We start from the raw sequence: 26,626 nt of genomic DNA on the forward strand, positions 1-26,626 counted from the left end.
TTACCTCCCCGTTTGTTTTCGACTGTTCAGCCCCCGGCGTAGGCGGCGATGCCCTGCACGAGGTACACGAGGCCGACGCCGAGCACGATGCGCTGGGTCCAGCTGCGGAACTGGATGTCGGTCAGCCGTTCCAGCGCCGCCCGGCTCAGGCTGGTTCCCGCCATGGCCAGCGCCACCGAGACCGCCAGCACGGGCCAGCCGAGCGAATCCCCGGCGCCGCCGATGATCTGGCCGAAATAGAGGAGCTTGATCAGGTGGGTCGCGACCTGGCAGGCGGCCTTGGTCGCCACGACCGCCCGGCGGTCGAGCGGACAGCGCACGAAGAAAACGTCGAGCAGCGGGCCGGAAACGCCGGACAGGAGCTGGAAGGCGGTCCCGATGAAGCCGCACAGTTCGGCCCCGCCGGCGCGGTCGGCGCGCGGAGCCAGCCGGTCCGGCACGGTCCAGGCCAGGAACGGCGTCAGCCCGAGCGTCACCAGAACCAGCGCCGGATCGGGCACGAAGCGCACCAGCGAGAAGGCGGCGAAGGCCAGCGCCGAGCCGATCAGGTAGCGCAGCAGGATCGGCCAGGCGACGTAGCCGCGCCACAGGAAGGCGCGCCAGCCGTTGGACGCCGTCTGGGTCACGCCATGGAGCACCATGGCGGCCGGGACGGGCAGCAGGAGCAGCAGCGCGCCCATGTAGATCATGCCGCCGGCCATCCCGAAGATCCCGGACAGGAAGGAGGTCGCGAGCACGACCGCGGCGATGACGAGGATCGTGCCGGCGCTCACGGGCGCTTCCCGGATGCGTTCCCGGACGTGCGCGGGCCGGAAGTCTCAGGGGGCAGGAGTCGGCGGGCCATGGCCGGCAGCTTAACGCCGGGCGCGCGCGCCGCCAAGCGAAATCGGCGCAATTCGAGCGCCAAAAATGAACCATTGCGCCCGGGGAAGGACCGGGCCGGGCGGCTTTCAGGACCCCGTCGGACCCAGCAGGTTGGACCGCACCATCAGCAGGTGGCCGAGCAGTTCCGACCGGGCGGCCTGGGCGTCCCGGTCGGTCAGCGCCGCCACGATGCGCCGGTGCTGGTCCTGGTAGATTCCGCGCCGCTCGGGCGTCAGCGAGCGGCGTTTCAGCCGGAGCCACTCCGGCTGGTTGCGGGTCTCGTTCATCGTCCGGTAGAGGTCGATCAGCAGGCTGTTCTTGGACGCGGTGACGATCGAGACATGGAGCTGCCCGTCCCAGTGCTCGAAATCCCCGATGTCCGGAGCCGCCTCCGACCGGGCCAGGCACTCCCGGATGCGATGGAAATCCTCGGCATTGGCGCGGACCGCCGCCAGCTCGACCGCGGCGGGCTCGATCACGAGGCGCACCTCCATGATCTCCGCGGGGCTGGCGCCATGGATGCGGCGGACCAGGCTGTCGGACGCGGCGGGCTCCCCGGGGCTGGTACCGGCGCCGGACGGCGGCGGCGCGACGAACGATCCCCGGCCGACGTGGCGGATGATGCTGCCCTTGTCCTGGAGCAGCTTCAGGCTCTTGCGCAGCGTGTTGCGCGACACGCCGAACTGCTTCTCCAGGTCGCGTTCGGCCGGAAGCTTGAAGCCGGCACTCCAGACGCCTTCCGCGATGTTGCTCTCGATGAGCTGGACCAGGGCGCTGGCTCCCGTCGCGGCCTTGGTTCGAACATTCTGGGGGCGAATGTTCTGGGTGCGAATGTCTTGCGTGCTCATCGGCCGTTCCCGCAGTCCGCGATGGTGAACCAAACAGTGCCCATTTCTAGCCGCCAATCGGGCCGGCGGCAATATCCCGCAATGCCGTAACCATCGGAAGAACATGATGCGGTGAAGGGCGGCACGGGTACGCTCCGGCGAAGCTCCGCTGATCCATTGTTGCGCAAACCGCGGCGGGCGGCGATAATGGCTCGATAAATGGCATTGAAATGGATCAGGAGGGCCCGATGAAATTCGCCACTTTCCAGATGGATGGCCGCACCGCCGTCGGCCTGGTCGAACCGGAGAACGGCAGAATCTGGCCCCTGGAATCGATGCTGGGCGAGCCCGTGGACGGCATGATCGACCTGATCCGGCGGTACGACGGCCTGAAGGAACGCATCCGCCCGACCGGCAGGGCCATCGACCTCGCGTCGGTGAGGATCGGAGCGCCGATCCCGCGTCCGGCCCGGAACGTCATGTGCGTCGGCAAGAACTACCACGACCACGCGCACGAGTTCGCCCGCAGCGGGTTCGACAGCAGCGCCAAGGGCAAGGCGGACGCGGTGCCCGAGGTCCCGATCATCTTCACCAAGGTCCCCGAATCCGTGATCGCCGACGGGGAGGCGATCCGCCATCCCGGGGCCATCAGCGACAGCATCGACTACGAGGCCGAAGTGACGGTGATCATCGGCAAGGGCGGCCGCGGCATCTCCCGGGAGCAGGCCTACGGGCATGTCTGGGGCTACACCATCATCAACGACGTGACGGCGCGCGACGTCCAGGGGCGCCACAAGCAGTGGTTCCTGGGCAAGTCGTTCGACACCTTCTGCCCCATGGGGCCGTGGATCGTCACGGCGGACGAGATCGATCCCGCCTCCCTCGCCGTGCGCTGCTGGGTGAACGACGAGCTGCGGCAGGACGCCAATACCCGGGACCTGATCTTCGACATCCCGACGCTGATCGAGACCATCTCCGCCGGCATCACCCTGGTGCCCGGCGACGTCATCGCGACCGGGACGCCGGCCGGCGTCGGCATCGGGTTCGATCCGCCGAAATACCTGAAGCGGGGTGACCGCGTCACGATCGAGGTGGAAGGCATCGGCCGCCTCGCCAACACCCTGGAATAGGCCGGCCCTGGGCGACGACAAGGACGAAGACACATGAAGAGCAACGGAATCGGCTGGCGCAGCCTGCTGTTCGTACCGGGAACGCGGCCCGACAGGTTCGCCAAGGCCGCGGCCAGCGGCGCCGACGCGGTCTGCGTCGACCTGGAGGACGCGGTGCCGCCGGGTCGGAAGGACGAGGCCCGCGGCGAGGCGCTGCGTTTCCTCGCCGAGGTTGGCGGCGGGGCATGCGACCGCGTGGTCCGCATCAACGGCGTGCGTACCGAACCCGGCCTTCGCGACCTGCTGGCCGTCATCGAGGCGCGCCCGGAGAGGGGGACGATCGCCGTTCCCAAGATCGAATCGGCCGAAGAGGTGCAGTGGATCGACCAGCTGCTGACCGCCGCCGGCTGTGGTCTCCGGGTCGTGGCCCAGATCGAGACCCTGCGCGGGGTGGAGAACGCGACCGTGATCGCCGGCGCCTCTCCGCGGCTTTCCGGGATCATGTTCGGCGGCCTGGACCTGGCGGCGGAACTGGGCGCGCCGGCATCATGGGAGGCCCTGCTCCACGGCCGGTCGCGGGTGATCCACGCGGCGGCGCTGGCCGGGATTCCGGCGATCGACATGCCGTTCGTCGATGTTGGCGATCCGGAGGGCTGCGGCCAGGAGGCGCGGCGCGCCCTCGCGCTCGGCTTCTCGGCCAAGATGGTGATCCACCCGACCCAGGTGGAGGTCGTCAACGCGGCCTTTTCGCCGACGCTGGAGGAGATCGACCAAGCCCGCCGCGTCATCGCGGCCCTGGAGGAAGCCAGCGGAACCGCTGCGGGAGGCGTCGTCCTGCTCGACGGCCGGATGGTCGAACGGCCGGTCGTGCTCGCCATGCAGCGCATCCTGGCGCGTGCGGGCGGCCGGGCGTTGTGACGCGGAACGACGAGCCCTGGATCGCCTGCGGCAGCATGGGCGGCGACCAGCAGGATCAGTGGCAGCTCTGGTTCCTGCTGAACCGCCTGCTGTTCGGCGTGGCGCTCCAGCAGGCACTTTAGAGCGGTACCCAATCAGGTCGATCCGCCCGAGACAGCTGATCCGACGCGTTGCGCCATGGGCGCAACCTACAATAGATGGCGTGCATCAACTCCGCCCTGCATTGAGCCGTAGGTTGCGCCCATGGCGCAACACAGTGCGCGGAGTGGACCGGAGCGGTTCAACCTGATTGGGGATCGCTCCAGACCCCGAAATTCTCCAGCGAGCATTTATGCTCGAAACGGGCACGTCGCCATGGCGGCGTGCTCAAGCAATCCGAGCCGCCCGGAAAATTCTACCGATGAGCCGGTTCGCCCGCCCTCTGACAGGCTCATGACAGCTTTTCCTGATAAGACTCCGGCCATGCAAGGTGTCCGGCGAATCAGCGAAGAGCTGCCATCGTTCGACCCTTCCATACAATGATAAAGGGAGGATGAAGATGCTGCCACCGAGGCATGCTTTCTAAACGAACAGCTCGCATGATCTTGACGGAATCCGCGGCAACACGGGATTCCCAAGTCGTCGAGCCAGATCGCATCCGCGGCCAGACTTGCTCCGGTCCGACCTGCGTCCGCGCGACGCGCCGGCCACGGCCGGGCGATCGTGCCGCCGTGAAGCGCCCCTGTACCCTTCACGGGTCGAACGGTCGGCGGTATCATAGCGCCGTTGACTGATCGGGCCGATCCGCCGGGAGCAACCTTTTGCCCCCTGTGTCACGAACACCTGGGGGGACGCGTGCCCCGGCGGCAGGCCGCGGCTGAGGCCCAGTGGGGAGTCAGCGCCAAGCGAGCGCCAGTACAGGGGTGGATCCAGGCTGCGGCGGCCCATTTGGATGGGAGCCCTTGGATGAGTGAGAGGATGTTGAGCTGAAGACGGACCAAATTTGAGTGGCGAGAAGACGTGAGGCTTGGAACTGACGGATTGTTGATCTGGTAAGGGGTGGCGCGGGATCCAGGAGGATGCGTGATGACGGACAAACCTTACCCGACGGATCTGACGGATCAGCAATGGGAATTGATCAGACCGTTGCTCGAGCACAACCGTGGACGGCGTGGCCAGCGGCATTACAGTCTGCGGCGGATCGTCGATGGCTGCTTCTATGTTCTGCGGGGCGGTATCCCCTGGCGCATGATGCCTCACGATCTGCCGCCGTGGGAGGATGTCTACTATCATCTGCGCACCTGGCGCCGGAAGGGGACCTGGGAGCGGGTCAACCAGATCCTGCGCGAGCGTCATCGGGTCGCCAAGGGGCGCAAGCCCCAGCCCACCGCGGCGGTGATCGACAGCCAGTCGGTCAAGACCACCGAGGCCGGCGGTCCGCGCGGCTATGACGGCGGCAAGAAGGTGACCGGCCGGAAGCGCCAAGTGCTGGTCGATACCGAGGGCACCTTGCTGAAAGCCAAGATCCACCCGGCCGACATCCACGACAAGCCAGGCGGCATGCTCCTGCTCACCTGCCTGCACATCCTGTTCCCCAGCATCGTGCTGGTCTGGGCCGACAGCAGCTATCAAGGCCTGAAAAGCTGGATCCAGGAAAACCTTGGATGGACCCTGACGATCGCCAAGCATTGGTGGACCGGCGTCCGGGGGTTCTGGTGTGCCCCCGGTCAGGAGCCTCCGACCATTCCTACCGGCTTCCATGTCTTACCGCGCCAGTGGGTGGTTGAAAGGTCGCTGGCCTGGTTCTGCCGCAACCGCCGTCTGGCCAAAGACTATGAACGACTACCGGAAACCGGCGAGAAATTCCTGACACTCTCATACGCGGTGGTGGACGGCATGCGAGAACTTGACTCGCCCCTGACGACGGCGAAGTTAAGGCCCTAGCTGACGATCCCGCGGATTTCCCTCAGCGCCACGTCAATTTCCTCCGAGGTGTTGCGGATGCTGGGTGTCAGCCGGACATGTGCCGTAAGGTAGGGCGCCACCGACGCAACAATGCCGCGGTCGCGCAACATACGCACCACAGCCGGCGCCTCCAGACCATCGATATCGAACGAGACGATGCCGGCGGACAGGCTCCCGGACCGCGGCGTCCGTAGAACGACACGAGATATTTCCGCCAAGCCCTCCTTCAACATGCCCGCAAGCTCGCGGGTCCGTTCGGCTACGGCTGGCCGCCCGATGTGTTCATGGAATCCAAAGGCCTCGGGCAGAGCCCATTGATGCTCGAACGCCTTGAACCCGCCGGGGGTCATACGATCGGCTGTAGTCGGGCTTTCCAAGTCTTTGCCGTACATCCATGCATCCCAGGACCCGCCGTCGATAAAACTGGGAATGCTGGGCGTGACCGATGCCCAGCCACGCAAAGTTCCCGCGATCATCCCCGTCCCCCTCGGCCCGAAGAGCCACTTGTGGCACCCCGCCATGAGGAAATCACACCCGAGATCATCGAAACCGACGTCTTCACAGCCGAACGCGTGGACGCCGTCCACGCAGAAGAGTACGCGGGATGCCTCGTCCCTGTCCCGGTTCACCTCTTCCAAGGCTTCCGCGATAAGCCTAATCGGAAGTTTCAGTCCGGTGCTGGAATGGACCCAGGTAACCGCGAGCACGCGGGTTGACGGCGAGATCGCCTCCGCCACGCGCTGGACGAGTTCGTCCTCGGTGACGTTGCCGATCTCCTCGTAGAGCTGGATTTTTTTGACGGTGGCACCGGTGCGTCTCGATGCCTGCCGTAATGCCTCGTGGGTGACGTAGTAATCCTGCTCCGTTGTCAGGATTTCGTGATCCGGGTTTAAACGCAGCCCGTTGTAGACCAAGCCCACGCCCATGGTCGTGCTGTCCGTCAGCGCGATGTTGGACCCGGATATTCCCAGGTAACGACCTGCCGCATCGCGAGCATCCCGGATCAGGCGGCTGTTGTTCTGCTCCAGATACTCCACCGGGTTCGCATCCAGTCCGTCGCGGTGGGTTTCAATCGCTTCACGGACAGCCTTCGGGTGCGAGGACAGCAGCATCGTGCTCATATGGATGCGATCCGGTGACAGCCGGAACTGCGCGCGCACCGCCTCCCAGTCCGGAAGGGTATCGGCAGCGGCTGGCTGTGATGCCGAAATGTCAGCGTATGCTCTGCCGCAATCGAATGCTCCCAATGCACCGACTGCGGCAAGCGCGCCAGCCCGGGTCAGGAACTCCCGTCTTTCCAAGGCCATCGATTTCTCCCGCGCAGCGTAACCGCTCGATCAGGGGTGGCTTTGGCAGATGCAACTGGAACACCGGACGCTTAGTTCCGATGTCCGGTCGTCCTGAGCCCAGGCTTTAGCTTGACAGGCTAATTGCTCATGACCACGACCAAGTCGGCTCACCCTCCTCAATGCCTGTCGGGCGCCGATTGGGTGTTTCGCGCAGCGTTCTATCAGCGTAGGTTCCCCGTACCGCGGGCTTGCCTCCGGCCGCGTGCAGATCCAGCACCAGGGCACTGTGTATGAGCCCGAGATGGCTGAAAGCTTGGGGAAAGTTCCCCAGGAAAGCGCCGTCCTCGCCGATCTCCTCAGGATAGAGGCCGACATCGTTGGCAAGATCTAGAAGCCCGGTGAAGCGGGCTTTGGCTTCATCGAAGCGGCCGAGCCAGACCAGGGCGTCGATCAGCCAGAAGGCGCACAGGACGAAGGTCCCCTCGTGACCGGGAAGCCCGTCGTCGCCCCGGTAGCGGTAGACGAGGGGGCCGTGGCCGAGTCGCTCGATTACCACATCGACGGTCCGCTCGATAATCTCCTCGTCGATCGGGAAATCCACCATGGGGGCGATCAGCACGGCTGCATCGACATCGGTACCGCCGAACACCTGGGGCAGGTAGCCACCGGCGTGGGCGGCCTCCTGCCTGATCGCCGCAACGATCGCATCGCACTCAACAGCCCACTCTGGCCGTGGGCCGAAGAGGCGGATGGCACGGTCGAGCGCCACCCAATTCATGATCGCCGCATGCACGTAGCGCTTCGGCGCCAGCCGGGGCTCCCACAGGCCGCTATCCGGTTCACGCCAGTGCGCGGCGACGTAGTTCGCCATTGTCACGCCGATCCTTCGCAGCCGTTCATCGAGCACTCCGCCCAGACTCTTGTATAGATGCACAAGGTCGAGGATTTGGCCATAGACATCGACCTGGTGCTGCTCCTCGGCCTCGTTGCCGACCCGGACGGGTCGGCTGCCGCAGTAGCCCTCGTAATGTTCTATCGTCCTTTCCGACAGTCCGACGGACCCGTCGATCCCGTAGAGAGGCTTCAACTTGCCGGTTTCCTGAGCTTCGAAGGTGTCGATGAGGAAGGAGAAAAACTGCTCGGCCTCCAGGGTAGAGCCGAACTTCTTCAGGGCGTAGAAGCACAGGCAGGCATCGCGCAGCCAGCAGAAGCGATAGTCCCAGTTACGAACACCGCCGGCTTCTTCCGGCAGCGATGTCGTCGGCGCCGCCACTATGGCGCCTGTCGGCCGATAGGTCAGGGCCTTCAGCACAAGGGCGCTGCGGACGACCTGCCGGGAGAACGGTCCCTCGTACCTTCTCGCCTCGCTCCATTCCTTCCAGCAGGCCCGAGATGCCGTGAGAAGGTCGTCCGGCACAAGGGGCGTCATATCATGGGAGGGATCCACCAGGTGGAAGCCGACCGTCTCTCCGGCCCTGATCGTCACCGTGGCCTGTGCCACCGGCCCGGCGAACTGGTAATCCGCAGCCGACACTAGTGTCGGGCAGCCTTCCGCGAGAACTCTGTCGCCGGCGATCTCGAGCGGAGGAAACCCCGGCCTGAACCCAGCGACCGGACGGTAGGACACCTCGACCGCGACCCGCCCGGCGACGCCCTTGACCAGTCGGACCAGATAGGAGGGTGAAGCCTGCCGGGACTTGTCCGGCACCGTCATGAAGTCGGTGACCCTGATTTCCCCGTCAGGGCAGTAGAAAACCGTCTCAAGGACGTTCGTGTCAGGATGATAGGCCCGAACGGCATCGTACGGTGTAACCGGAGCGATCAGGAAGAAGCCACCATGTCTTCGATCGAGCAGGCGCGAAAAAACAGGTTCCGCATCGAAGCGGTCGAGGCAGCACCAGTCGATCGAGCCATCCCGTGCCACGAGTGCTGCGCCATGTCCGTTGCCGATCAGCGCGTAGTCAGAAATCGGTTGATAGGGCCTAGCGGCGAGGTCGGTCGTGGATTCCGATCGAAGCAGCATCGGGTCACCCCAGATCTGTTATGGGACATCCATACCTGTCGCGATCATCGGGCGAAGCGAGCAGGCATTTCATCTGCGAATCACGGGAAGTTCATAAACTTCAACTTTTACAAAACTCTCCTTATTTTTGCTCTATAGACCTGTAACCGCGTGCAGCTCCTAGCGATGGACCGGCTGACTTCTTCAAATTAGCCAACACCAACTTCATGAGTTCGGCCAACTGGCATCAGGTTGATGTGTATATTGTACAGGATCTTCAGCAACCATCCCCGCATGTTCCCGGTGGGCTGTAAGAGATGCTGTTTGCGCAGCGCCCATTCCAGGCATTCCTGAACGAGGTCGTCGGCACAATCACGGTCCCTGACCAGGGCCTGTGCGTAACGCCGCAAACCTGGAACCTCACGGGCGATCAGCCACTCCGTATCGTCCATGACCTTGCCCTCGCGTCCTTACCCATAATTATCCCGTGTGTTGTTGGGATAGACGCCCTTTATAGCCCGGCGGTTCCAAACAAAATAATCGCGCCGATAACATCATCGGCTCCAGCACCGTCAAATCCTCTTTTCCATCGTTATCCTCGCACAACAGCTTCTCACGAATAACTCGGTTCAACCGATCAATGGCCGATCGCATTTTTCCTGGAACTGCTTGACGATGGCGGGTGTCCTTGATTAGGAAGCCTCCGCACAACGGCAATCCGGGATGCGGAAGAGCCCAGTGAAGCAAGGGAGAGAACCATAGCTGACGACCGGACCGAAGGCTCGATGAAGAAGATGAAGGGCGACGTCAAGGAAGGTACCGGCAAGCTGACCGGAGACAGCAAGCTTCAATCCGAAGGCAAGGCCGACAAGGCCGACAAGGCCGAAGGCAAGATCCAGAACGCCGTCGGCGGTATCAAGGATGCCGTGACCGGCAAGGACAAGACCGACAGCTGAGTTGGTTCCAGCGACACTCCGGGACCTGATCCCATAGGGTCGGGTCCCATCCGGAAAATCTCGGGAGCCTTGACCTTGCCTTCGTTTCAATCCTCGCCCGGTGCTTGAAGCGCTTGGTGATCGAGGAGGTCAGTGCCTGATCTCTACGAACATCTTCTAAATGTCCAATCAGAAAAGATTTTTTGCCGCAAAGACTTCATCACGGAACGGAACTCATGGAAAACGTCGGGGTTGCTCCGGAATGCCGACATCGGTAGCGTGCTCCTGACATCTGGGTGTTCGCTGATCTGGTGCCGGCCAACACCGTCCTTCACCGAATCAGTGCCGGCAGCAGTTCCTGCCGACCGTCGGACGCCACCCGCCGCTCTCGATGAGTCCGTGATGATCTATGGTGTATCCGCAAAGCGGTTCGTGCGCGATCTCTACCAATCGATCAGCGACGACAATGTCTTCAACGGCGCCGCCGCGCTTGGCTTCTACCTGACGCTGACAATTTTCCCGGCGCTCCTGGTAATCATGAGCGTCATACCCTACCTGCCGATCGACCAAGTGGACCAAGCGATCATGGACCTGTTGGGGCAAGCGCTGCCGGACGAGGCCTCTGGCCTGGTATCGCAGGTGGTGCAGCAGGTCACCGGTGAGCGGCGCGGCGGCCTGCTGTCCATCAGTCTGCTGGCCGCGCTGTGGGCGGTGTCAACCGGCATGTACGCCGTCATGCAGCAACTCAATATTACCTATGACGTCAAGGAGGCCCGGAGCTTCGTGCGGGCGCGGGCGACGGCGATTGGATTAAGCCTGCTCTTCGGCGTGCTGGTGATCGGCGCGTTTTCCTTGATCGTGCTTGGCGGGATCATTCAGGACTGGATCGGCAACCGGTTCGGCTTTTCCCACACGCTACTCACGTTTTTCGCCGCGTTCCGGTGGGTTATCATCGTGCTGGCGCTGCTACTGGGCTTCGCGATGATCTACAGCTATGCGCCGAACGTCCAGCAGAGGTTCATGTTCATCACTCCGGGAAGCTTGATCGGAGTGAGCCTGCTGATTGTCGCATCGCTGGCATTCTCTCTCTACACCCGCAACTTCGCAAACTACGACGCGACGTACGGCAGCATTGGCGCCGTAGTCATTTTGATGCTGTGGCTCTACGCCGCCGGATTCGTGATCCTCTTTGGCTCGGAAATCAACGTGCTGCTCAAGCGGTACAGCATGGAAGGTTCTGTCAGCTTTCGGGCCAAGTAGAGCTGGTGCCAGGTTGATGCGGTCGTGTCGCTTGGTTGGCAAAAATTTGCTGAGGGCGCATTCTCCTGAGATTCAGGGTCGTCGGATCAGGCGGCTAGGTCAAGCGGCTTGTCATTGAAAGCGACGTGCAGGGTGTCCCAGCCGTCAACGCGGCGCAGTGTGATCTGGCCGCTGGCGAGCAGGGCCCAGAACAGCATGCAGGCGGTCTCGGAACACGGCAGCAGGCACTGGGTGTGTCTTGAACCGCGCCGGGAATCCCGGAGGCCGATTTGGTTGAGTTACGCCGCTCTGGCGATGTCCTCGGTTTGAGCGTAAGCGATGCGAGAGCACCCTTCTTCCCGGAACCGGGTCTGTGAGCGAGATTACGCGCGGGTTCACGGGGCACGGAGGGGGCGATGGAGGATGGCGTCAGGCTTCATCCCAGGCTTGAAGCCATGGATGAAGACAGGCCGTATCGGCGGGTCGAGGTGATCACGGGACGGCGTCAACGGCGTGTCTGGACGGCGCAGGAGAAGGCGCGCATCAAGGCGGAGAGCGCGGTACCGGGCGCCAACATCTCGGAGGTCGCGCGGCGGAACGGGGTGAACCGCGGCCTGCTCATGGTCTGGCGCCGGGAGGCAGGTGCCGTCCCGGAAGCGACCCCGGCGCAGACGCCGCTGTTCGTTCCGGTCACGGTGGTCGAGGAGCCTGCGCCCGCTCCTCCGCGGGACCGGCGTCAAGCATCCCGGGAGACGGCGTCGGGCCGCATCGAGATGGATCTGCGCAGCGGGCGGCTGGTGTTCCACGGCGCCGTCGATCCCGACCTCGCCGCAGCGGTCGTCGTGGCCGCCCGAGGGCGGGGATGATCACGCCGCGTCCCGACCTCAAGGTCGTGCTCGCCACGCAGCCGATCGATTTCCGCAAAGGGGTCCACGGGCTGGTCGCCCTGGTGGCCGAGGCGCTGAAGGCGGATCCCTACTGCGGCGACGTCTTCGTCTTCCGCTCCAAGCGCAAGGACCGGCTTAAACTTTTGATCTGGGACGGCAGCGGATTGATCCTCGCAACAAAGTGGCTGGAGGACGGCGGATTCCCCTGGCCGCCGGTCCGGGACGGCGCGGTCCGGCTGAGCGCGGTCCAGTTCGCGCTGCCGCTCGACGGACTGGAATGGCGAGCGGCCGCGCCGTCACCCGTGAAGACGCCCCGGTGGATGGGCTGAAGGCGTTGATCCGTCTGGGGTGTTATCGGCTTTTGCGGTATGCTCCGGGGCATGGCCGAGCCTCCCGACCCGCTCCCCGCAGACCCCGCCGAACTGGTCCGGATCATCCGTGATCTGGAGGCCAGGAACGCGGACCTGCAGGCGCAGGTGGAGACCCTGAAGGCGCTGATCTTCGGGGCGAAGTCGGAGAGGACCGCGGTGATCGACCCGGACCAGGGCGTCCTCAATCTCGGCGACCTTGCCGTCGAGGCGGCTCCGGCCGCCAACGACAACGCGGACCGCACGCCCGGTAAGCCGGGGCGACACCCGCACCGTCCGGCGAAGCGGAATGTCGGAGCTCTGCCCCGGCATCTGCCGCGGGTCGAGACGACCATCGAGCCGGAGAGCACCGCGTGCCCGTGCTGCGCCGGGCCGATGCACCGGATCGGCGAGGACGTCGCCGAGGCGCTGGACGTGATCCCGGCCCTTGTGCGCGTCCTGCGCACCATCCGGCCGAAGTATGCCTGCCGATGCTGCCACGGCACCCTGGTCCAGGCCGCCGTCAGGCCGCGCGTGGTGGACGGCGGCATGGCCACCACCGCGCTGGTCGCCCACGTGGTGGTGGCGAAGTTCGCCTGGCACCGGCCGCTGTACCGGCAGGCCCGGATGTTCGCCGGCCAGGGCATCGCGCTGGACCGGACGACGCTGGTGTTCTGGGTCCGCCGGGCGGCGTGGTGGCTGAAGCCGCTGTACGAGCGGCTGCTGCTCTTCATCCGATCCCAGGAGCGGGTGTTCGGCGACGAGACGCCGTTGCCCCGGCTGGATCCCGGGCGCGGTCGCACCAGGATCTGCCAGCTGTGGGCCCAGGCGGTGGATGACCGCCCGTGGCAGGGACCGGCCCGGCCGGCGGTGGGCTACGTGTTCGCCGAGGGGCGGAACACGGCGGCGATCCAGGACCAGCTGGCGGGCTTCGACGGGCTTCTCCAGGTGGACGGCTACGCGGCCTACAAGGCGCTCGTCCGCCGCCGGAAGCGGGCGACGATCCGGCTCGTCTTCTGCCTGAGCCATGCCCGCCGCAAGTTCGTGGCGGTGTTCAGGACGACCCGGTCGGAGGTGGCGCGGGAGGTGATCGGGCGCATCGGCGAGGTCTACGCCATCGAGGCACGCATCCGCGGCACGACGGCGGAGACCCGCCTGCGGGTCCGGCAGGACCGGTCCCGGCCGATCCTGGAGGCGCTGAAGATCCGGCTGATGGCGGTGCGGGCGGAGATCTCCGGCCAGTCGAGCCTGGCCAAGGCGATCGCCTACACCCTGGGTCACTGGGACGGGCTGGTCGCCTTCCTCGAGGACGGCCGCATCGAGGTGGACACCAACACCGTGGAGAGACTGATGCGCCCGATCGGGCTGGGCCGCAAGAACGCCCTGTTCGCCGGCTCCGCGGCGGGCGGCCGGGACTGGGCGATCCTCGCCTCGCTGATCAACAGCGCCCTATGCCGGATGCGGCATAGGGCGCTCTATGCCGAACACCGAACTATGCCGAGTAGCGCCGTACGGGACGGGCGAGGCGGAGTGGCCGTGCCTCTGGCAAGAGGTTCCACACTCCTGTCACTCGGCATAGTCTGAGGCGGTCAGAGAGCGTCAAGGAAGGCAAGAAGCTTGTCATCCGGTCGGAAACGATTGCCTGTCTCGCCGTTGTAAGGCGCTCTTATGTAGCAGACACCACCAAGTGGGGATCGACTGCAGGATAACTTGCGACGGGTTCAGCGTGATGGATATGGGAGGCGACAAAAAAGAACATAACACGAACAAACAGCATCGCTGACGGCTCCATTTCAGTAGGCTCGGGCGGTTATCGGACCGGAGTTCGCCCATGTCGCAGCACTTTCTCCTCACCGCCGCCGCCCGGACGATCAGCCTGAAGCAGGTGCTTCGGATGGACGAGGATGAGGCCTGGACAATGTTCTGTACGATCCGATGGCCCGAGAGCGACGGGGCGCCGGTGTGCCCGCACTGCGGCTGTCCGACCTGCTGGGCCTGTCCACGGCCCAGCGGAGCGCCGCGGTTCCGCTGCAAGGCATGCCGCCGGGATTTCAGCCCGACCTCGGGAACCCTGTTCGCGTTCCACAAGCTGGAAATCCGCGACTACCTCGCTGCGGTTGTGATCTTCTGCGACGAGGTTAAGGGTAAGGCCGCGCTGGCGCTCTCCCGTGATCTCGGCGTCCAGTACAAGACCGCCTTCGTGCTGGCCCACAAAATCCGGGAAGCGATGGCGGCGGAGTTCCGGAACCGGCAACTCGGCGGCGCCGGGCGGCATGTCGAGATCGACGGCTGTTACGTCGGTGGCCACGTCCGGCCCGAGAACCGGAAGGAGGACCGCAAGGATCGACGCCTGGCGGAGAACCGGAGCGGCAGGCGCCAGGTCGTCGTGGTGATCCGGGAACGCGCGCTGTCCGGCACCAGCCTGGGCGGCACGATCCCGGCGGTGTTCGACAGCGAGGATGCGGCCCTCGGCTTCATCAAGGCCCGGGTCGATCGTGCCACGACGGTGCATGCCGATGAGTCCCCGGCCTGGAACGCGCTGCATGCCCGGTTCGACACCCGGCGGATCAACCACTCGGTCGAGTATGCCAACGCCGAGGCCTGCACCAACCAGGCGGAAGCCTGCTTTGCCCGGCTCCGCCGGGGCGAAATGGGCCATCATCACCACATCTCCGGGGCCTATCTGATCCGCTATGCCCAGGAAGCCTCCTGGAAGGAGGATCACCGGCGGGACAGCAACGGCCTGCAGGTCCGCCTGGTGATCGTCCTGGTCACCCGCACCCGCCCGTCGGTGGACTTCTGCGGCTATTGGCAGCGCAGCCGCGCAGCCGCTTGATCAGGCGCGCACCTGTCAGCTGACCAGGGAGCCGTCCTGGAGCCGCTCGACCAGGTCGGTCGCCTGACGGTTCAGGGCGTTGTTGACCAGCTTGCGCAGCAGCTCCGCCGTCCGCCGATCGTCCGGATCCAGCCCACGGCGCTCCATAACCTGGACCGTGATCTCCCGGATGACCAGCGGCGCCGGCGCCATGCGCAGGATGTCCAGGACCATCCGGGCCAGTTCGCCCGGCCTGAACCAGCCATTGTGCCATCGTACCGCCTTCGCTGCGATCGCTGCCGGCTCGAACTCGGGCGCGAACAGCCGCAGGACAGCGTCAACATGCAGCAGATCAGCCCGGTGCTGGCCGATCCGCTTCTCCAGATCGGCGATGACGCCGGACAACTCGGCCCGTTTGTCCTTCAGGGCGGCGACAATATGCGCCTCGGCCATGTCCTCTATCTCCTTGGTCAGAAAGGGATATGGTCCTCGGGCGAAGCCTTCCGGGCAAGTCGGTACTGGTGGCGTCTGCTACATAAGACCGCGTATTTGGGTGATGCTTGCTTCGTCATGATGACCCCAGTCTCTCAAGAAACGGGGCCTCCGGTAAACCCGGTGCGGTTCAATCTAATCATGGGCGGACAGGAAGCGCTGGGCATGCCGGGCTGACTTGAACCGTTTCATCTGCCGTTCTTGCTTATTTTCATTGATTCCGGCCAGTTGGGTTCATGGAAACCGGACACCGATGTTCTGAGCTTGGCTTTGCAGGTTTAGGGAGGATTGCAGGCGACGCGGATCAGGCGATTGATGAGCCTGTCGGTATTTTTTGCACTCTCCCGGTGATGCGGTCACGTTGCGAAAGTTGGTGAGGTCCAGAGCTCGCGGCGCACGAGGGCAAGGGCGTCGCTGAAGGTCGGCTCAGCTTTGGGGTACCAGCGGGCGCGGTCGGGCAGCACACCATGTTCCCCCTTGATCCGGTCGGCCCAGAGGGTGACCAGGGAGAACAGGCCGGGCAGGGCCGGGGTGGTGCGCAGGATCGCAAGATCGGACCACTGCCGCTGGGTCTCGACGCCGAGGTGATGGCGAACCTCGGCCAGAGTGACCTCGACCCGCCAGCGCGGCACGAACCAGCCCAGGATCTCTGTGGGTTCGGCATCGAGGTTGGTGCACAGGAAGGCTTGCGGCTCCCTGTCACCCTCGGCGTCGCACACCAGCACCCAGCGGATCAGCACGCGTTTGCCGGGGTGATGCCACAGCGCGGTGCCGGTGGCGACATCGAGCCGATGCTGTGTTTTGCCATACCAGCCGTGGATCACGACCCGCTGCCACCGCGTGGTCGGATCAGCCACCCGCTCGGTCAGGATCGACAGGCGTGCCCCTTTGACGCGGGGGCGACCCTTGTCCCCAGGGTGGCGTGCCGGGGGCGGTTCATACAGGCCGGCGTCGAGCCGCAGCCGGGTGACCACATCCAGACGCGGGCTGACGGAGCGCAGCAACTCGATGACCGAGAAGCTGCTGTCGGCGACCGCAACGATCCGCCGGTCCGGCAGCCAGCGGGCGGTTTGGAGCAACGCCTGACGGCCCCAATCGGTCAGCTTCTTGTGCCGCCGGCCCTGCTTTTGTGCGGAGCGTTCGGACGGCGCCAGAATGGTCAGGAACGGCAGCGCCCAAACGCAGCCGGCCCAGGGAATGGGCGTGAGCAGCATGACACACAGCCAGCGCAGACCACTCGCTTTGACAAAGTGGCCATGACTGGAGCGGACTAGATCCCGGTAGATACCGCGCGCCTTGATCTTCGTTCACCAGCGGCGCTCGATCGTGTCGTCGAGACCAATGACGACTGGCCCGTCCCGGACAAAGGCGGCGATCAGCAACCGCAGCAGGCGATGGGCCACGCGGCGGGCCGACCAGCGGGCGGTGCTCAGCACGCGATGATAGACGGCAAAGCTCGCGCTCTGGTCCAGGTCCATGACGCGCAGTGCCGCCGTGACGGTGCGCCGGCCCGGGCTCAGCAAAGCGCCGGTGACCAGCACCAGGACGTGGTCCCAGGTCGCTCCGGGAAAGCACCGGATGAACGGCCACATCCAATCGGCCAGGCTGCGCGGTACGCTACCGACCATGATCCGAGCTCATGTCCCGCCTGTTGAACCCGGCACAAGCAACCCGGTCCGGCACAGGAGATCACGATGGCGGCGATCAGAACCGACGAGATGCGCGACCGAATAGCGGCCTACAGCTTCCCACGCGGCGGTGTCGAGGTCGTGCGCGCTCACCGCGGCTATACGCTCTACAGCCGGCGCACCGACGGTCCTGTTGCCCGCCTGCGCCCAACCGGCGACGGAGACAAGGTTGAGGTGATGTGGTGGCGAGGAACCACTTGGGCTGCTCCCGGCGACTTCGGTCCCGTGACCATGCCGAGAGTGTCAGGAATTTCGGTTCTCCCGCACTTTTCGTGGAAGCGGTGAAGATCCTGACTATCGGCGCACCGGTCCGGATGCGATTCCGCCGGAAGTCCGCCGCGTCGGCACGTCGGCTTCAACGAAATATCCGCTGTTCGAGCGATGAACCACGGAAAGTGCGGGAGAACCGAAATTCCTGACACTCTCGACCATTGCCCCTCGATCAGGCTCTCCAGTTAATTGCCACCGAAGGCTTCTTCTGGATCAATGCCTGAGCTCTGCCAATCTCACGAAACGTGCAAAGTCCAGCTGATCCCCGGCCTGGTCGAACTGCAAACCGACCGTATCGAGGGACACTTCCTGCCGCGCCCGAAGGTGCGCTGGAACATGACCGCCGCCGTGCAGGCCCATGACAACCAGATCGCGGCGTCCGGCATAACCACCGTCTTCGACGCCCTCCGCGTCGGCGAAGACGAGAATGCCGATTTCGGCCCGGCCGACGTCGGCGGTCTGGCCCGGACGATTTCCGACTGCGTCTCGGAAGGACGCCTGCGCGCCGATCATTTCCTCCATATCCGCTGCGAGGTGTCCTCTCCGGACGTGGTCGCCGGTTTCGAGCGGATCGGCGACAATCCGCTGATCCGGCTCGCGTCGCTGATGGACCATGCGCCGGGCCAGCGGCAATTCGTCGATCCCGCGGCCTACAAGACCTATTATCAGCGCAAGATGAAGCTCAGCGACGCCGAATTCGCCGAGTTCTCGCGCCGGCGGCTGGTGGAGTCCGAGGAGAATGCGGATCGGAACCGGATCGTCCTGGCGGCGCGCTGCCACGCGGCCGGCATCAGCGTCGCGTCCCACGACGACGCGACCGCCGACCATGTCGCCGAGGCCGTCCGGCTCGGCATCTCCCTCGCCGAGTTTCCGACCACGGTCGAGGCCGCCCGGCTCAGCCATTCCGCCGGGCTCCAGGTCCTGATGGGAGCGCCCAACATCGTCCGGGGAGGATCGCATTCCGGCAATATCGGCGCCGCCGGGCTTCTCGCCGCCGGCGTTCTCGACATCCTGTCGTCGGATTACGTGCCCTTCGGCCTGATGCAGGCGGCATTCCAGCTCGCCGACGAGGGACTGGCCGATTTGCCCCAAGCGATCCGTCTGGTCTCGACCAACCCCGCCGAGGCCACAAGGCTGGCGGACCGGGGCGAGATCGCCACGGGACGCCGGGGCGACCTCGTGAGAGTCGCGGCCGTTCCGGCCAAGCCGCCGATCGTCCGGTGCGTCTGGCGGGCGGGAAACCGCGTCGCCTGACGGGCGGTCGGATCGCCCTACCGGTATCCGCGTGAAATGTCAGCGGTCGTGGAATCTGGCGAAGGCGGCGACCGGTTCACGCTCCGCGGCCAACCGGTTGGTCGGCTCGTCAGGATCGGCGACACCGAGCGCCATGCCGCACAGCACGAGTTCGGTGTCGGGGATGCCGAGCTGGCGGCGGACCGCGGCGGGATAGTTGGCGAGGGCCGCCTGTGGGCACGTGTCGAGTCCATGCCCGCGCGCTGCAATCATGATGTTCTGCAGGAACGTTCCGAAGTCGAGCCAACTCCCCTGGCCGAGGTCCCGGTCGATGGTGAAGATCATCCCGACCGGCGCGCCGAAGAAGGCGTAGTTTCTGCCGCGCTGGCGCGCCGACCCCTCGCGGTCGCCCTTGGCCACCCCGGCGAGGGCGAACAGGTTCCAGCCGAGCGCACGGCGCCTGTCCAGATAGGGTGCGCGCCAGTCGCGCGGGTAGTAGTCGTATTCCCGAGCCTCCGGGGCTCCGCTCTCATGGAGGCCGAGCAGTTCCGCCTTCAGGCGCTCCAGTGCCGGTCCCGACAGCACATGCACTTTCCAGGGCTGCATGTTGCTGCCGCTCGGCGCGCGGCTGGCCACTTCCAGGAGCCGTTCGACCGTCTCGCGGCCGACCGGCGTGGGCAGGAAGCCGCGCACGCTGCGCCGGGTGACGATCGCCGTCTCGACCGCCGCCCGCATGATCTCCGGATCGATATCCCGCATAGTCCGTACCGTCGTTGCGAAAAGTTTCCCGAGGGATGCCACCAGCGGTGAAATAACACTGAATCATCAGAAAATCCTGCCAACCGACCGCCTGACGCTGTGGGTCAGCGATTAGGGCAGCGCCGCGGAGCTCCCGACCGCACGACGATCAGCCGGCGGGCGACATGCCTGACGCCGGCGCGGTGAAGTGCCCTGCCGGATAGCGCGGTCACCCCGCCGCGTGCAATCCGCCCCGGATCAGGGCCGCGAAAGTCTCGACGGCTTCCGCCTCCCCGCAACGACCCCGCACCACCGCGGCCGACATCGCTTCGCCCGCGCCGACCAGACCGACGCAGAGACGTTCCAGGTCGGCTGCCGGCAAGCTGCTGTGCGGCCGCAACACCGCCACGAACATCCGGACGCAGTTTTCGACCAGCTCCTGGAACACCGCCGCCTTGTCCTCGCTTCCCGCCAGCGCCGCCCCCACCGCGTGAAACTCCCCCTTCGTGTCGGCGGCGCATTTTATGTAGGCATCCGCGAGGACCCCGCTGGTTTCCCGCAGGTCGCGCCGGTTATCGGCCATCGCCTCCCGGAAAGCGTCGACCCGCTCGGTGTCGATCCACCTGTAGAGCTCGATCAACAGGCCCGACCGCGTTCCGAAGTGATCGTAGGCGACGGGCTTGGAAACGCCGGCACGCGCGGCCAGGTGCCCGAGCGTCAAGCGGTCGGCCCCCTCTTCGCGGATGATCAGGAGTGCCGTGTCGAGCAGCTGGCGCCGCCGCTCCTCCTTGCAGAGCCGCTGCGAAACCGGCCGGGGGGACTGACCATGCGCAGTATTCTTCACGTCATCGACCTCTTGCATAACCTACCATCGGTAACTAATCTCCTTCCTACGATTGGTAGGTTATACCCTGAGGCAAGGAGGCACAGCAATGTCATCGCATCCCATCCTGCTCGTCGGCGGTTCCGGAATCGCCGGCCGCTGGACCGCACGCTTCCTGCGCGCCGCCCATGCCGACGTGCCGTTGCTGATCGGCGGCCGGGATGTTGCCAAGGCTCGGGAGGCCGCCGCCCGGCTCGGCAACGCGGAAGGGGTGGCGCTCGATGCCACCGCCGACAATCTCGGCCTGGGCGACCGTCCGGTCGGTGCCGTCGCCGTCCTGTTCACGGACGAGAGGGTCGCCGGGCTGCGCTTCGCCCAGGCGCGCGGCGTGCCGTACATCAGCATCTCTCCCGGCATCGCCGAGCTCGCGCCCGAGGTCGCGGCCTACATCCATAAGCCCGATGCCGCGCCGGTCGTGCTCGGAACCGAATGGCTGGTCGGCGCCACGACCGTTCCGACGCTGGCGCTCGCCAAGGCGTTCGGCCGCGTCCATGACATCGCCATCGGCGCGCTGCTCGACGAGGAGGACGCCTTCGGCCCGGCAGCGGAAGCCGACCTGGAGCGTCAGACCAGGACCATGCCCGCAGCGCTTGCCCGTCGCGACGGCGCCTATGTCTGGCGCGTCGGCGACGACGCCAAGGGGAGCTTCCGCGCCGTGGACGGTACCGTGATGCAAGCGTCCGCCCTTTCCCCCAACGACGTCCTCGGCCTCGCGAACGCGACCGGTGCGCCGAACGTGCGCTTCGATCTCGCGGTCGGGGTGAGCTCCTCCCGCCGGCGCGGCGGACCGATGTCGACGGAGATCGTGATCGCGCTGGCCGGCGAGGACCATGCCGGCCGGCCGCTGCACACCCGTCACGCCGTCGTCCACCCGCAGGGGCAGATGCCGCTGACGGGGCTGGGCGTCGCGATGGTCCTCGAACGGCTCGCCGGGATCGATGGCAGGCCGCCGCCCCCGCCGGGGCTCTATTTCCCGCACCAGCTGCTCGAACCCGCCGCCTATCTCGCCCGCCTCGACGGGATCGGCGCGCGCATTCTCGAACTGGAGGCGCCGTGAACGGCACCCGGCCGGCCGCGGCCACCCGAAGCGACCGGGAAGCCGGCATGTCCGGGACATGCCTGTCCGTCACGGGCATCTTCGGGCCTTGAAAGCCAGCGCCCCTCCCAGCAAGGCCGCCACGGCCAAGGCGATGAAGCCCGCGGCATACCCGCCGAATGCGTCATGGGCGAAGGAAAGCGTCGGATGCCCGACGACGACGCCGAGGCACGTGAAGATGACCGCAACCACGGGAAGCGGCCACGCCGGGCCGACGGTGACCACCATGGCGCACGCCCCCGCCATGATCGCGGCCAGCAGGATCAGGACCGGGCTGGCATCCCCCGTCCGGTCGGCGACCTGCGAGGCCGCGAGGATGGATCCGGCCGCGAGCAGCCCGACTCCGACCTCCTCGACCAGGAGCACGACCATGAAGCTCATGACGCTGAGCTGGATCGCGGAGAAGCACAGGGATGCGCCGGCGAGCAAAGAGACAGGCGCCGACCCCCGGCGACGGCCCTGAGGCTTTCCAAGGGCATCCGCAGCACGGGCCTGCTTCGGGATGATCGGCGCAGCCCGGGTCTACGCCATGCCGCGGGACATGGCGTCGTCCATGGTGAGGACCAGGGGCGTGATGCCGGTTTCCGCGATCGGTGGAGAGCGATGAAGGAGGCCGGGATGTTCGGCCGTCGCGCCGCTGCCCCCGCGCATCATCGCGACCCAACCACGATCGAGCTGCCGTATGGCGCTTGTCGGCAGGACCTCTTCGGGCGCCAAGTGGGCAAGCGCCCGCGGCTCGACCCATTGCAGGCCGGGGCCGCGATAGGCGGTGACCAGGCGGAAGCGCACGTCGCCCGCGTGAAACCGCCGGCAGCCCTCGTCCGCGCCCGCCTGGAGCCGAACCAGCATGCGGCCCGACCCCAGCAGATCCTCGAACATCCGTGCCAGGAAATGGACGTCCTCGGCGAGCCAGTCGGACAGCCAAGGCGGGCCGAAGCCGTGCAGGTCCAGCGCTTGGCACAACTCGGTCCGGAGTTCCCGCACCGTGCCGGCGAAATGGATCCGGGGCAAGGAAGCGGCCGGAGCGGCATCGAGGGCTTCGGCGATGAAGGCCTCGAGGCTGCGCGGCATGATGCTGATGGGTCCGGCGGCAAGCGTCCGCCGCGACAGGCGTTCGGCCGTCGGGCAGGCTGTGCCTGGCCGGCGGGCGTTCCCGCCCCCATATGGCTCGGGCCGCATCCTAACGCTCCCAGGCCGGAAAAGGATCGGCGAGATACCGGCCGGCAGCCGGATCGAACCGTTCCGGATGCTCCGTGCCGATCAGGCAGGCGTCGAGATCGGCGCGGATGGCGGCTTCATCCAGGCCGGTCCCGATGAAGACCAGTTCCTGGCGGCGGTCGCCCCAGACCTCGTCCCAGTTGCGGTCCAGCGAACGCCGCCATTCCGGATCGTCCGGCCAGCGTGCCCTGGGAACCGCCGCCCACCAGAGCCCGAGCGGCCCGGAGCGGACGATCGCGCCGGCCAACGAGAACTCCGCCACCCAGTTCGGCCGCGTGGCGAGCCAGAAGTGCCCCTTGGCGCGGATCAGCCCCGGCCAGGTCCGCTTGGTGAAGGCGCTGAACCTTTCGGGATGGAAGGGCCGGCGGGCACGGTAGACGAAGCTCCGGATGCCGTACTCCTCCGTCTCCGGCACATGATCCTCGTGGCCGTACAGTTCCTTGAACCACAGCGGATGGCGCTCGGCCTTCTCCTCGCTGAAGAGTCCGGTGTCGAGGACCGCGTCGAGCGGCACGCGGCCGAAGTCGGTCTCCATGATCCGCGCATCCCCGTTGAGCGACATGACGACCTTGCGCACCAGCGAAAGCTGCTCGGCCGGGACCTCCGAAGCCTTGTTGATGAGGATCACGTCGGCGAACTCGATCTGCTCGACCAGAAGATCGACGAGCGTCCGGTCGTCCCCATCCCCTGCCGTCTCGCCGCGGTCGCGCAGCAGCTCGTGGGAGCCGTAATCCCTGAGCAGGCTCGCCGCATCCACCACCGTCACCATGGTGTCGAGGCGGGCAACGTCCGACAGGCTCATGCCGTTCCCGTCGCGAAAGGAAAACGTGCTGGCTACGGGAAGCGGCTCGGCGATGCCCGTCCCTTCGATCAGCAGGTAGTCGAAGCGCCCCTCTTCGCTCAGCCGCCGGGTCTCCAGGAGAAGGTCGTCGCGCAGCCTGCAGCAGATGCAGCCGTTGGTCATTTCCACCAGCTTCTCGTCGGTACGCGAGAGATCGGCCCCTCCGTCCCGCACGAGGTCGGCGTCGATGTTCACCTCGCTCATGTCGTTGACGATGACCGCGACGCGGCGCCCCTCGCGGTTGTTGAGGACATGGTTCAGGAGCGTGGTCTTGCCGGCCCCGAGGAAGCCCGAGAGGACGGTGACAGGAAGTCGCTTTCGAAGTTGCATATGAACCGCCGGCCCAAAGGGCTTTATGTCATGATGTCGGATTCGGGTGGCGCCGGGACTTCGATGTCAGGTATCGGCGATGCCGATGATCCGGCCCGGCAGGTCCCGGGTCATCGTTTCCTGGGCACGGTAATGGATCACCGACCGGATCGCCTCCCCCCGGTGCAGCAGGTCGAAGGCGGTATTGATGGCGTCGTGGGTCATGTTGTGGGTGATGTAAGGATCGATGTCGAGGTCTCCCCGCAACCACTCGTCGACCATGCCGGGAAGTTGGGTGCGGCCCCGGACACCGCCGAAGGCCGACCCGCGCCAAACCCGGCCGGTGACAAGCTGGAACGGGCGGGTGGATATCTCCTCCCCGGCACCCGCGACGCCGATCACGACGCACTCACCCCAGCCTTTGTGGCAGGACTCGAGCGCCGCGCGCATCAGCTGGACATTGCCGACGCACTCGAACGCATAATCCACGCCGCCGCCGGTCAGTTCCACCAGGACATCCTGGATCGGCCGGTCGAAGTCCCTGGGATTTATGCATCTGGTCGCTCCCAGGGCCGTTGCCAGCGGGAATTTCCCGGCGTTCACGTCGATGCCGATGATCTGTCCGGCCCGATTGAGAACAGAACCCTGGATCACCGCCATCCCGACGGCTCCCAGGCCGAAGACGGCGACGGTGGCTCCCGGCTCCACCTTGGCGGTGTTGCGGACGGAGCCGACGCCGGTCGGTATGGCGCACCCCATGATGCATGCCTTGGCGAGCGGAGCCGCGGGATTGATCTTCGCGACCGAGATCTCCGGAAGCACGGTGTATTCGCTGAAGCTGCTGGTCCCCATGTAATGGAAGATCGTCTTCCCCTTGTGGGAGAAACGGCTGGTGCCGTCCGGCATCAGGCCTTCGCCTTGGGTCTTGCGGATCGTCTGGCACAGATTGGTCTTGCCCGACCTGATGTAGGCGCATTCGGGATCTTCCGGGATATAGAGCGGAATCACGTGATCGCCGGGAACGACGGAGGTGACGCCACGGCCCACCTCCTCCACCACGCCGCACCCCTCATGGCCGAGGATGCAGGGGAACTTCCCCTCGGGATCGCGGCCCGAGAGGGTGAAGGTGTCGGTGTGGCACAGGCTGGTGGTGACGATCCTGACGAGCACCTCGCCGTCCCTGGGGCCTTGCAGGTCGATTTCCTCGATCTCCAGGGGCTGGTTCGGCCCCCAGGCAACGGCTGCACGGGTCTTCATGGGGATCCCTCCGTTTATGTAACATTATAACATTACATATCCGCGAAGGAGTGATCAACCCCGGAAACGCCGCCGGGCGGGTCCGTGACATCAGCGGTCTTGCCCTGTTTGCACCTTCGGGGGCCGAGACCCGCAGCCGCTATCCGGCCAGACCCGCATTTCCGCCTTCAACGAGGAGGACCGTCATGGGTGATGACAAGCAACCGGGCAAGCCGGAAGACAAGACCGGCGCCGCGAAGCAGCCGGACAGGGGACCGCGGGACGAAGCACCTCCGGGTACCCCGGGCACCGGAGAGAACATCGATCCCAAGACCGGCGAGAAGTACATCGAGGGCATCGGCGGCGGGTGACCGCTTCCCGCCGTGTTCCCGGAGGTGGGCGAGGAACGGGTCGATCCTTCGCCCACCCGCCGTCAAGGCCGGCCGCGCCGCCGCTCCTTCAGGAACTCGGTGAAGTCCCGCATTTCCTCTTGCCGGCTCGCTAGGATGGCGCCGAGCCGCCGCAGGTCCTCGCCGGCGAGGGCCCCGGCCTCGACCCGCCGCCTGACCCTTTCCAGCCCGTCATGATCGCCCCCCGCCTGGAGCCGCCCGTCTTCCCACCGGAGGCGGATATCGCCCGAGCTTTCCCGCGAACGGTAGAAATCGTCCAGAAGCCGCCGGATCCGCGGATCCGGCATCCCGTCTCCCCGGGGAGACAGGTCGATGTCCACCCAGGGGGACGGCAGACCGAAACCCCGCTCGTTCACATGGCCCTCGCAGGACTGGCGGGTCGTGGAACCCAGGAGGTTGAGGACGGCGACGGTTTCCCGTATGCCCGGATCGACGGCCTTGCCGAGCGCGTCGCGCACGCGGTCGACCGCGCGCAGCATCTCCTGCCATTCCGGATCGGATGCCGGGCTCCCTTGCGGGATCGTCGGGGCGCTTTCCCGCAGATGTGCGCTCACGCTGCTCACGTCTCTTCCCTTTCCGCTGCCGCTGTGTATGTTACGTTATATCATAACGGCAGGGAGCGGTCAGGGTGCGACGGGAAGCGATCGACGACGGGGAGAGTGGCGGAACCCCAGGGCCGCAGGCCGTCAACAGCCGGTTGCCGGGGGCCTGGTCGTGGCGCGAGGCGCGGCCGGTCGTGCTGCATCCCCTGTTCTACCGGGGATACCGGGACTTCCAGACCGGCCTGCCATTCGATTACCGGACGCTCGACGGCTGGGAATCGCTGGACCAGATCCGCTACGAGAACGGCCGCGAGATCGCCGCGGAATGCCGCGCCCTGGGCCTGTCGCTCCGCTGGCCCGACCGTCGGCGCGTCCCTCGGGAACTGAAGGCGGTGGTCGTCGACCGCGCCGGCGCGCGCCGGGCCGGGACCTGCCCGCGCCCTCCCTTCCAGCAGGAACCCGGGCGGCATCGCCCGGCATGATGCGCCGGGGGC

Annotated in this window: 27 protein-coding genes and 3 pseudogenes; 15 read left to right on the forward strand and 15 right to left on the reverse strand. The window is 66.0% G+C overall.

Going from position 1 to position 26,626, the window contains the following annotated elements:
• Positions 1 to 26 precede the first annotated feature (26 nt).
• Together IGS68_RS27845 and IGS68_RS27850 are read right to left on the reverse strand one after the other, a co-directional pair.
• Positions 27 to 773 (reverse strand): sulfite exporter TauE/SafE family protein, encoded by a 747-nt coding sequence (locus IGS68_RS27845; RefSeq protein ID WP_247881454.1) that lies wholly within the window; start codon positions 771 to 773, stop codon positions 27 to 29.
• Between the two features lie 177 nt (positions 774 to 950).
• The gene (locus IGS68_RS27850; protein WP_201082323.1) at positions 951 to 1,712 is read right to left on the reverse strand and encodes a FadR/GntR family transcriptional regulator; all 762 of its coding nucleotides are present in this window, start codon (positions 1,710 to 1,712) and stop codon (positions 951 to 953) included.
• A 227-nt stretch (positions 1,713 to 1,939) separates the two neighbouring features.
• Here IGS68_RS27850 and IGS68_RS27855 point away from each other — a divergent pair, with 227 nt between their 5' ends.
• The 4 genes from IGS68_RS27855 (at position 1,940) to IGS68_RS27870 (ending at position 5,641) form a co-directional block, all read left to right on the forward strand.
• Entirely contained in the window at positions 1,940 to 2,821 is an 882-nt protein-coding gene (locus IGS68_RS27855; protein ID WP_201082325.1) for a fumarylacetoacetate hydrolase family protein, read from the forward strand.
• Between the two features lie 33 nt (positions 2,822 to 2,854).
• Complete coding sequence (locus tag IGS68_RS27860) at positions 2,855 to 3,718, forward strand: HpcH/HpaI aldolase/citrate lyase family protein (RefSeq protein ID WP_201082327.1); 864 nt, start codon at positions 2,855 to 2,857, stop codon at positions 3,716 to 3,718.
• On the forward strand, positions 3,715 to 3,840 hold the full coding sequence (locus IGS68_RS27865; RefSeq protein ID WP_201082329.1) for a gamma-glutamyltransferase: 126 nt from the start codon (positions 3,715 to 3,717) through the stop codon (positions 3,838 to 3,840). Before IGS68_RS27860 ends, IGS68_RS27865 begins: the two co-directional genes overlap by 4 nt.
• Positions 3,841 to 4,783: 943 nt before the next feature.
• Positions 4,784 to 5,641: an IS5 family transposase gene (locus IGS68_RS27870; protein WP_201082331.1), complete on the forward strand. Its 858-nt coding sequence runs from the start codon at positions 4,784 to 4,786 to the stop codon at positions 5,639 to 5,641.
• On the opposite strand, the gene IGS68_RS27875 is transcribed toward IGS68_RS27870, so the two are convergent.
• The 3 genes from IGS68_RS27875 to IGS68_RS27885 all read right to left on the reverse strand — a co-directional run bounded on the left by IGS68_RS27875 (position 5,638) and on the right by IGS68_RS27885 (position 9,405).
• Positions 5,638 to 6,969 (reverse strand): aminotransferase class V-fold PLP-dependent enzyme, encoded by a 1,332-nt coding sequence (locus IGS68_RS27875; RefSeq protein WP_201082333.1) that lies wholly within the window; start codon positions 6,967 to 6,969, stop codon positions 5,638 to 5,640. The genes IGS68_RS27870 and IGS68_RS27875 overlap by 4 nt on opposite strands.
• Positions 6,970 to 7,096: 127 nt before the next feature.
• Positions 7,097 to 8,974 (reverse strand): glycoside hydrolase family 15 protein, encoded by a 1,878-nt coding sequence (locus tag IGS68_RS27880; protein WP_201082335.1) that lies wholly within the window; start codon positions 8,972 to 8,974, stop codon positions 7,097 to 7,099.
• Positions 8,975 to 9,162: 188 nt separating this feature from the next.
• On the reverse strand, positions 9,163 to 9,405 hold the full coding sequence (locus IGS68_RS27885) for a sigma factor (protein ID WP_201082337.1): 243 nt from the start codon (positions 9,403 to 9,405) through the stop codon (positions 9,163 to 9,165).
• A 306-nt stretch (positions 9,406 to 9,711) separates the two neighbouring features.
• Here IGS68_RS27885 and IGS68_RS27890 point away from each other — a divergent pair, with 306 nt between their 5' ends.
• Both IGS68_RS27890 and IGS68_RS27895 read left to right on the forward strand, forming a co-directional pair.
• Complete coding sequence (locus IGS68_RS27890; protein ID WP_201082788.1) at positions 9,712 to 9,909, forward strand: CsbD family protein; 198 nt, start codon at positions 9,712 to 9,714, stop codon at positions 9,907 to 9,909.
• A gap of 132 nt (positions 9,910 to 10,041) precedes the next feature.
• Positions 10,042 to 11,148 (forward strand): YihY/virulence factor BrkB family protein, encoded by a 1,107-nt coding sequence (locus tag IGS68_RS27895; RefSeq protein WP_201082339.1) that lies wholly within the window; start codon positions 10,042 to 10,044, stop codon positions 11,146 to 11,148.
• A gap of 86 nt (positions 11,149 to 11,234) precedes the next feature.
• Here IGS68_RS27895 and IGS68_RS27900 read toward each other — a convergent pair.
• Positions 11,235 to 11,381, reverse strand: a pseudogene (locus IGS68_RS27900) (IS256 family transposase); the annotation flags it as partial.
• A gap of 201 nt (positions 11,382 to 11,582) precedes the next feature.
• Between IGS68_RS27900 and tnpA the strand changes: the two are divergent.
• From tnpA to IGS68_RS27920, 4 genes are all read left to right on the forward strand, one after another.
• The gene (gene tnpA, locus IGS68_RS27905; RefSeq protein ID WP_247881455.1) at positions 11,583 to 11,993 is read left to right on the forward strand and encodes an IS66-like element accessory protein TnpA; all 411 of its coding nucleotides are present in this window, start codon (positions 11,583 to 11,585) and stop codon (positions 11,991 to 11,993) included.
• Positions 11,990 to 12,343 carry an IS66 family insertion sequence element accessory protein TnpB gene (gene tnpB / locus IGS68_RS27910; RefSeq protein ID WP_201082343.1) on the forward strand — a complete coding sequence of 118 codons (354 nt, stop codon included), beginning with the start codon at positions 11,990 to 11,992 and terminating at the stop codon, positions 12,341 to 12,343. Before tnpA ends, tnpB begins: the two co-directional genes overlap by 4 nt.
• Positions 12,344 to 12,394: 51 nt before the next feature.
• Positions 12,395 to 13,945 carry an IS66 family transposase gene (tnpC, locus tag IGS68_RS27915; RefSeq protein ID WP_201082344.1) on the forward strand — a complete coding sequence of 517 codons (1,551 nt, stop codon included), beginning with the start codon at positions 12,395 to 12,397 and terminating at the stop codon, positions 13,943 to 13,945.
• A 247-nt stretch (positions 13,946 to 14,192) separates the two neighbouring features.
• Positions 14,193 to 15,197 carry an IS1595 family transposase gene (locus IGS68_RS27920; protein ID WP_201082345.1) on the forward strand — a complete coding sequence of 335 codons (1,005 nt, stop codon included), beginning with the start codon at positions 14,193 to 14,195 and terminating at the stop codon, positions 15,195 to 15,197.
• A 15-nt stretch (positions 15,198 to 15,212) separates the two neighbouring features.
• Here IGS68_RS27920 and IGS68_RS27925 read toward each other — a convergent pair whose 3' ends face one another.
• Together IGS68_RS27925 and IGS68_RS27930 are read right to left on the reverse strand one after the other, a co-directional pair.
• Positions 15,213 to 15,629, reverse strand: a complete 417-nt coding sequence (locus tag IGS68_RS27925; RefSeq protein WP_201082346.1) for a hypothetical protein — start codon at positions 15,627 to 15,629, stop codon at positions 15,213 to 15,215.
• Between the two features lie 395 nt (positions 15,630 to 16,024).
• Positions 16,025 to 17,296, reverse strand: a pseudogene (locus IGS68_RS27930) (IS701 family transposase).
• Positions 17,297 to 17,362: 66 nt separating this feature from the next.
• On the opposite strand from IGS68_RS27930, the gene IGS68_RS27940 reads away from it, so the two are divergent.
• Both IGS68_RS27940 and IGS68_RS27945 read left to right on the forward strand, forming a co-directional pair.
• Complete coding sequence (locus IGS68_RS27940; protein ID WP_201082349.1) at positions 17,363 to 17,641, forward strand: hypothetical protein; 279 nt, start codon at positions 17,363 to 17,365, stop codon at positions 17,639 to 17,641.
• Between the two features lie 243 nt (positions 17,642 to 17,884).
• Positions 17,885 to 18,880, forward strand: a pseudogene (locus IGS68_RS27945) (alpha-D-ribose 1-methylphosphonate 5-triphosphate diphosphatase); the annotation flags it as partial.
• Positions 18,881 to 18,919: 39 nt separating this feature from the next.
• Here IGS68_RS27945 and IGS68_RS27950 read toward each other — a convergent pair.
• Positions 18,920 to 19,618, reverse strand: a complete 699-nt coding sequence (locus IGS68_RS27950) for a nitroreductase (protein WP_201082351.1) — start codon at positions 19,616 to 19,618, stop codon at positions 18,920 to 18,922.
• Positions 19,619 to 19,826: 208 nt separating this feature from the next.
• Positions 19,827 to 20,441: a TetR/AcrR family transcriptional regulator gene (locus tag IGS68_RS27955; RefSeq protein ID WP_247881456.1), complete on the reverse strand. Its 615-nt coding sequence runs from the start codon at positions 20,439 to 20,441 to the stop codon at positions 19,827 to 19,829.
• A gap of 88 nt (positions 20,442 to 20,529) precedes the next feature.
• Here IGS68_RS27955 and IGS68_RS27960 point away from each other — a divergent pair, with 88 nt between their 5' ends.
• Positions 20,530 to 21,537, forward strand: coding sequence for a hypothetical protein (locus tag IGS68_RS27960; RefSeq protein WP_201082354.1), 1,008 nt, complete (start codon positions 20,530 to 20,532; stop codon positions 21,535 to 21,537).
• 69 nt (positions 21,538 to 21,606) lie between these two features.
• On the opposite strand, the gene IGS68_RS27965 is transcribed toward IGS68_RS27960, so the two are convergent.
• The 4 genes from IGS68_RS27965 to IGS68_RS27980 form a co-directional block, all read right to left on the reverse strand.
• Positions 21,607 to 22,005 carry a hypothetical protein gene (locus tag IGS68_RS27965; protein ID WP_201082355.1) on the reverse strand — a complete coding sequence of 133 codons (399 nt, stop codon included), beginning with the start codon at positions 22,003 to 22,005 and terminating at the stop codon, positions 21,607 to 21,609.
• A gap of 93 nt (positions 22,006 to 22,098) precedes the next feature.
• The gene (locus tag IGS68_RS27970) at positions 22,099 to 22,647 is read right to left on the reverse strand and encodes a DUF1826 domain-containing protein (RefSeq protein WP_201082356.1); all 549 of its coding nucleotides are present in this window, start codon (positions 22,645 to 22,647) and stop codon (positions 22,099 to 22,101) included.
• Between the two features lie 109 nt (positions 22,648 to 22,756).
• The gene (gene zigA / locus IGS68_RS27975) at positions 22,757 to 23,965 is read right to left on the reverse strand and encodes a zinc metallochaperone GTPase ZigA (protein ID WP_201082357.1); all 1,209 of its coding nucleotides are present in this window, start codon (positions 23,963 to 23,965) and stop codon (positions 22,757 to 22,759) included.
• Positions 23,966 to 24,031: 66 nt separating this feature from the next.
• Positions 24,032 to 25,201: an S-(hydroxymethyl)glutathione dehydrogenase/class III alcohol dehydrogenase gene (locus IGS68_RS27980; RefSeq protein ID WP_201082358.1), complete on the reverse strand. Its 1,170-nt coding sequence runs from the start codon at positions 25,199 to 25,201 to the stop codon at positions 24,032 to 24,034.
• A gap of 185 nt (positions 25,202 to 25,386) precedes the next feature.
• Here IGS68_RS27980 and IGS68_RS27985 point away from each other — a divergent pair, with 185 nt between their 5' ends.
• Positions 25,387 to 25,551, forward strand: coding sequence for a hypothetical protein (locus IGS68_RS27985; RefSeq protein WP_201082359.1), 165 nt, complete (start codon positions 25,387 to 25,389; stop codon positions 25,549 to 25,551).
• Positions 25,552 to 25,613: 62 nt separating this feature from the next.
• Here IGS68_RS27985 and IGS68_RS27990 read toward each other — a convergent pair whose 3' ends face one another.
• The gene (locus IGS68_RS27990) at positions 25,614 to 26,144 is read right to left on the reverse strand and encodes a hypothetical protein (RefSeq protein WP_201082360.1); all 531 of its coding nucleotides are present in this window, start codon (positions 26,142 to 26,144) and stop codon (positions 25,614 to 25,616) included.
• A gap of 74 nt (positions 26,145 to 26,218) precedes the next feature.
• On the opposite strand from IGS68_RS27990, the gene IGS68_RS27995 reads away from it, so the two are divergent.
• Positions 26,219 to 26,614 (forward strand): hypothetical protein, encoded by a 396-nt coding sequence (locus IGS68_RS27995; RefSeq protein ID WP_247881457.1) that lies wholly within the window; start codon positions 26,219 to 26,221, stop codon positions 26,612 to 26,614.
• The last annotated feature ends 12 nt before the right edge of the window (positions 26,615 to 26,626 follow it).

Source organism: Skermanella sp. TT6 (assembly GCF_016653635.2).
GTDB lineage: Bacteria > Pseudomonadota > Alphaproteobacteria > Azospirillales > Azospirillaceae > Skermanella > Skermanella cutis.

Excerpts from the sequence above, each read along its gene's own strand:
- tnpA (WP_247881455.1), top strand. The coding sequence starts at position 11,583 with ATGGATGAAGACAGGCCGTATCGGCGGGTCGAGGTGATCACGGGACGG.
- IGS68_RS27970 (WP_201082356.1), bottom strand. The coding sequence starts at position 22,647 with ATGCCGCGCAGCCTCGAGGCCTTCATCGCCGAAGCCCTCGATGCCGCT.
- tnpB (WP_201082343.1), top strand. The coding sequence starts at position 11,990 with ATGATCACGCCGCGTCCCGACCTCAAGGTCGTGCTCGCCACGCAGCCG.
- IGS68_RS27860 (WP_201082327.1), top strand. The coding sequence starts at position 2,855 with ATGAAGAGCAACGGAATCGGCTGGCGCAGCCTGCTGTTCGTACCGGGA.
- IGS68_RS27855 (WP_201082325.1), top strand. The coding sequence starts at position 1,940 with ATGAAATTCGCCACTTTCCAGATGGATGGCCGCACCGCCGTCGGCCTG.
- zigA (WP_201082357.1), bottom strand. The coding sequence starts at position 23,965 with ATGCAACTTCGAAAGCGACTTCCTGTCACCGTCCTCTCGGGCTTCCTC.
- IGS68_RS27950 (WP_201082351.1), bottom strand. The coding sequence starts at position 19,618 with ATGCGGGATATCGATCCGGAGATCATGCGGGCGGCGGTCGAGACGGCG.
- IGS68_RS27925 (WP_201082346.1), bottom strand. The coding sequence starts at position 15,629 with ATGGCCGAGGCGCATATTGTCGCCGCCCTGAAGGACAAACGGGCCGAG.
- IGS68_RS27940 (WP_201082349.1), top strand. The coding sequence starts at position 17,363 with ATGGCGGCGATCAGAACCGACGAGATGCGCGACCGAATAGCGGCCTAC.
- IGS68_RS27875 (WP_201082333.1), bottom strand. The coding sequence starts at position 6,969 with ATGGCCTTGGAAAGACGGGAGTTCCTGACCCGGGCTGGCGCGCTTGCC.
- IGS68_RS27980 (WP_201082358.1), bottom strand. The coding sequence starts at position 25,201 with ATGAAGACCCGTGCAGCCGTTGCCTGGGGGCCGAACCAGCCCCTGGAG.
- IGS68_RS27870 (WP_201082331.1), top strand. The coding sequence starts at position 4,784 with ATGACGGACAAACCTTACCCGACGGATCTGACGGATCAGCAATGGGAA.
- IGS68_RS27920 (WP_201082345.1), top strand. The coding sequence starts at position 14,193 with ATGTCGCAGCACTTTCTCCTCACCGCCGCCGCCCGGACGATCAGCCTG.
- IGS68_RS27880 (WP_201082335.1), bottom strand. The coding sequence starts at position 8,974 with ATGCTGCTTCGATCGGAATCCACGACCGACCTCGCCGCTAGGCCCTAT.
- IGS68_RS27885 (WP_201082337.1), bottom strand. The coding sequence starts at position 9,405 with ATGGACGATACGGAGTGGCTGATCGCCCGTGAGGTTCCAGGTTTGCGG.
- tnpC (WP_201082344.1), top strand. The coding sequence starts at position 12,395 with ATGGCCGAGCCTCCCGACCCGCTCCCCGCAGACCCCGCCGAACTGGTC.
- IGS68_RS27960 (WP_201082354.1), top strand. The coding sequence starts at position 20,530 with ATGTCATCGCATCCCATCCTGCTCGTCGGCGGTTCCGGAATCGCCGGC.
- IGS68_RS27985 (WP_201082359.1), top strand. The coding sequence starts at position 25,387 with ATGGGTGATGACAAGCAACCGGGCAAGCCGGAAGACAAGACCGGCGCC.
- IGS68_RS27850 (WP_201082323.1), bottom strand. The coding sequence starts at position 1,712 with ATGAGCACGCAAGACATTCGCACCCAGAACATTCGCCCCCAGAATGTT.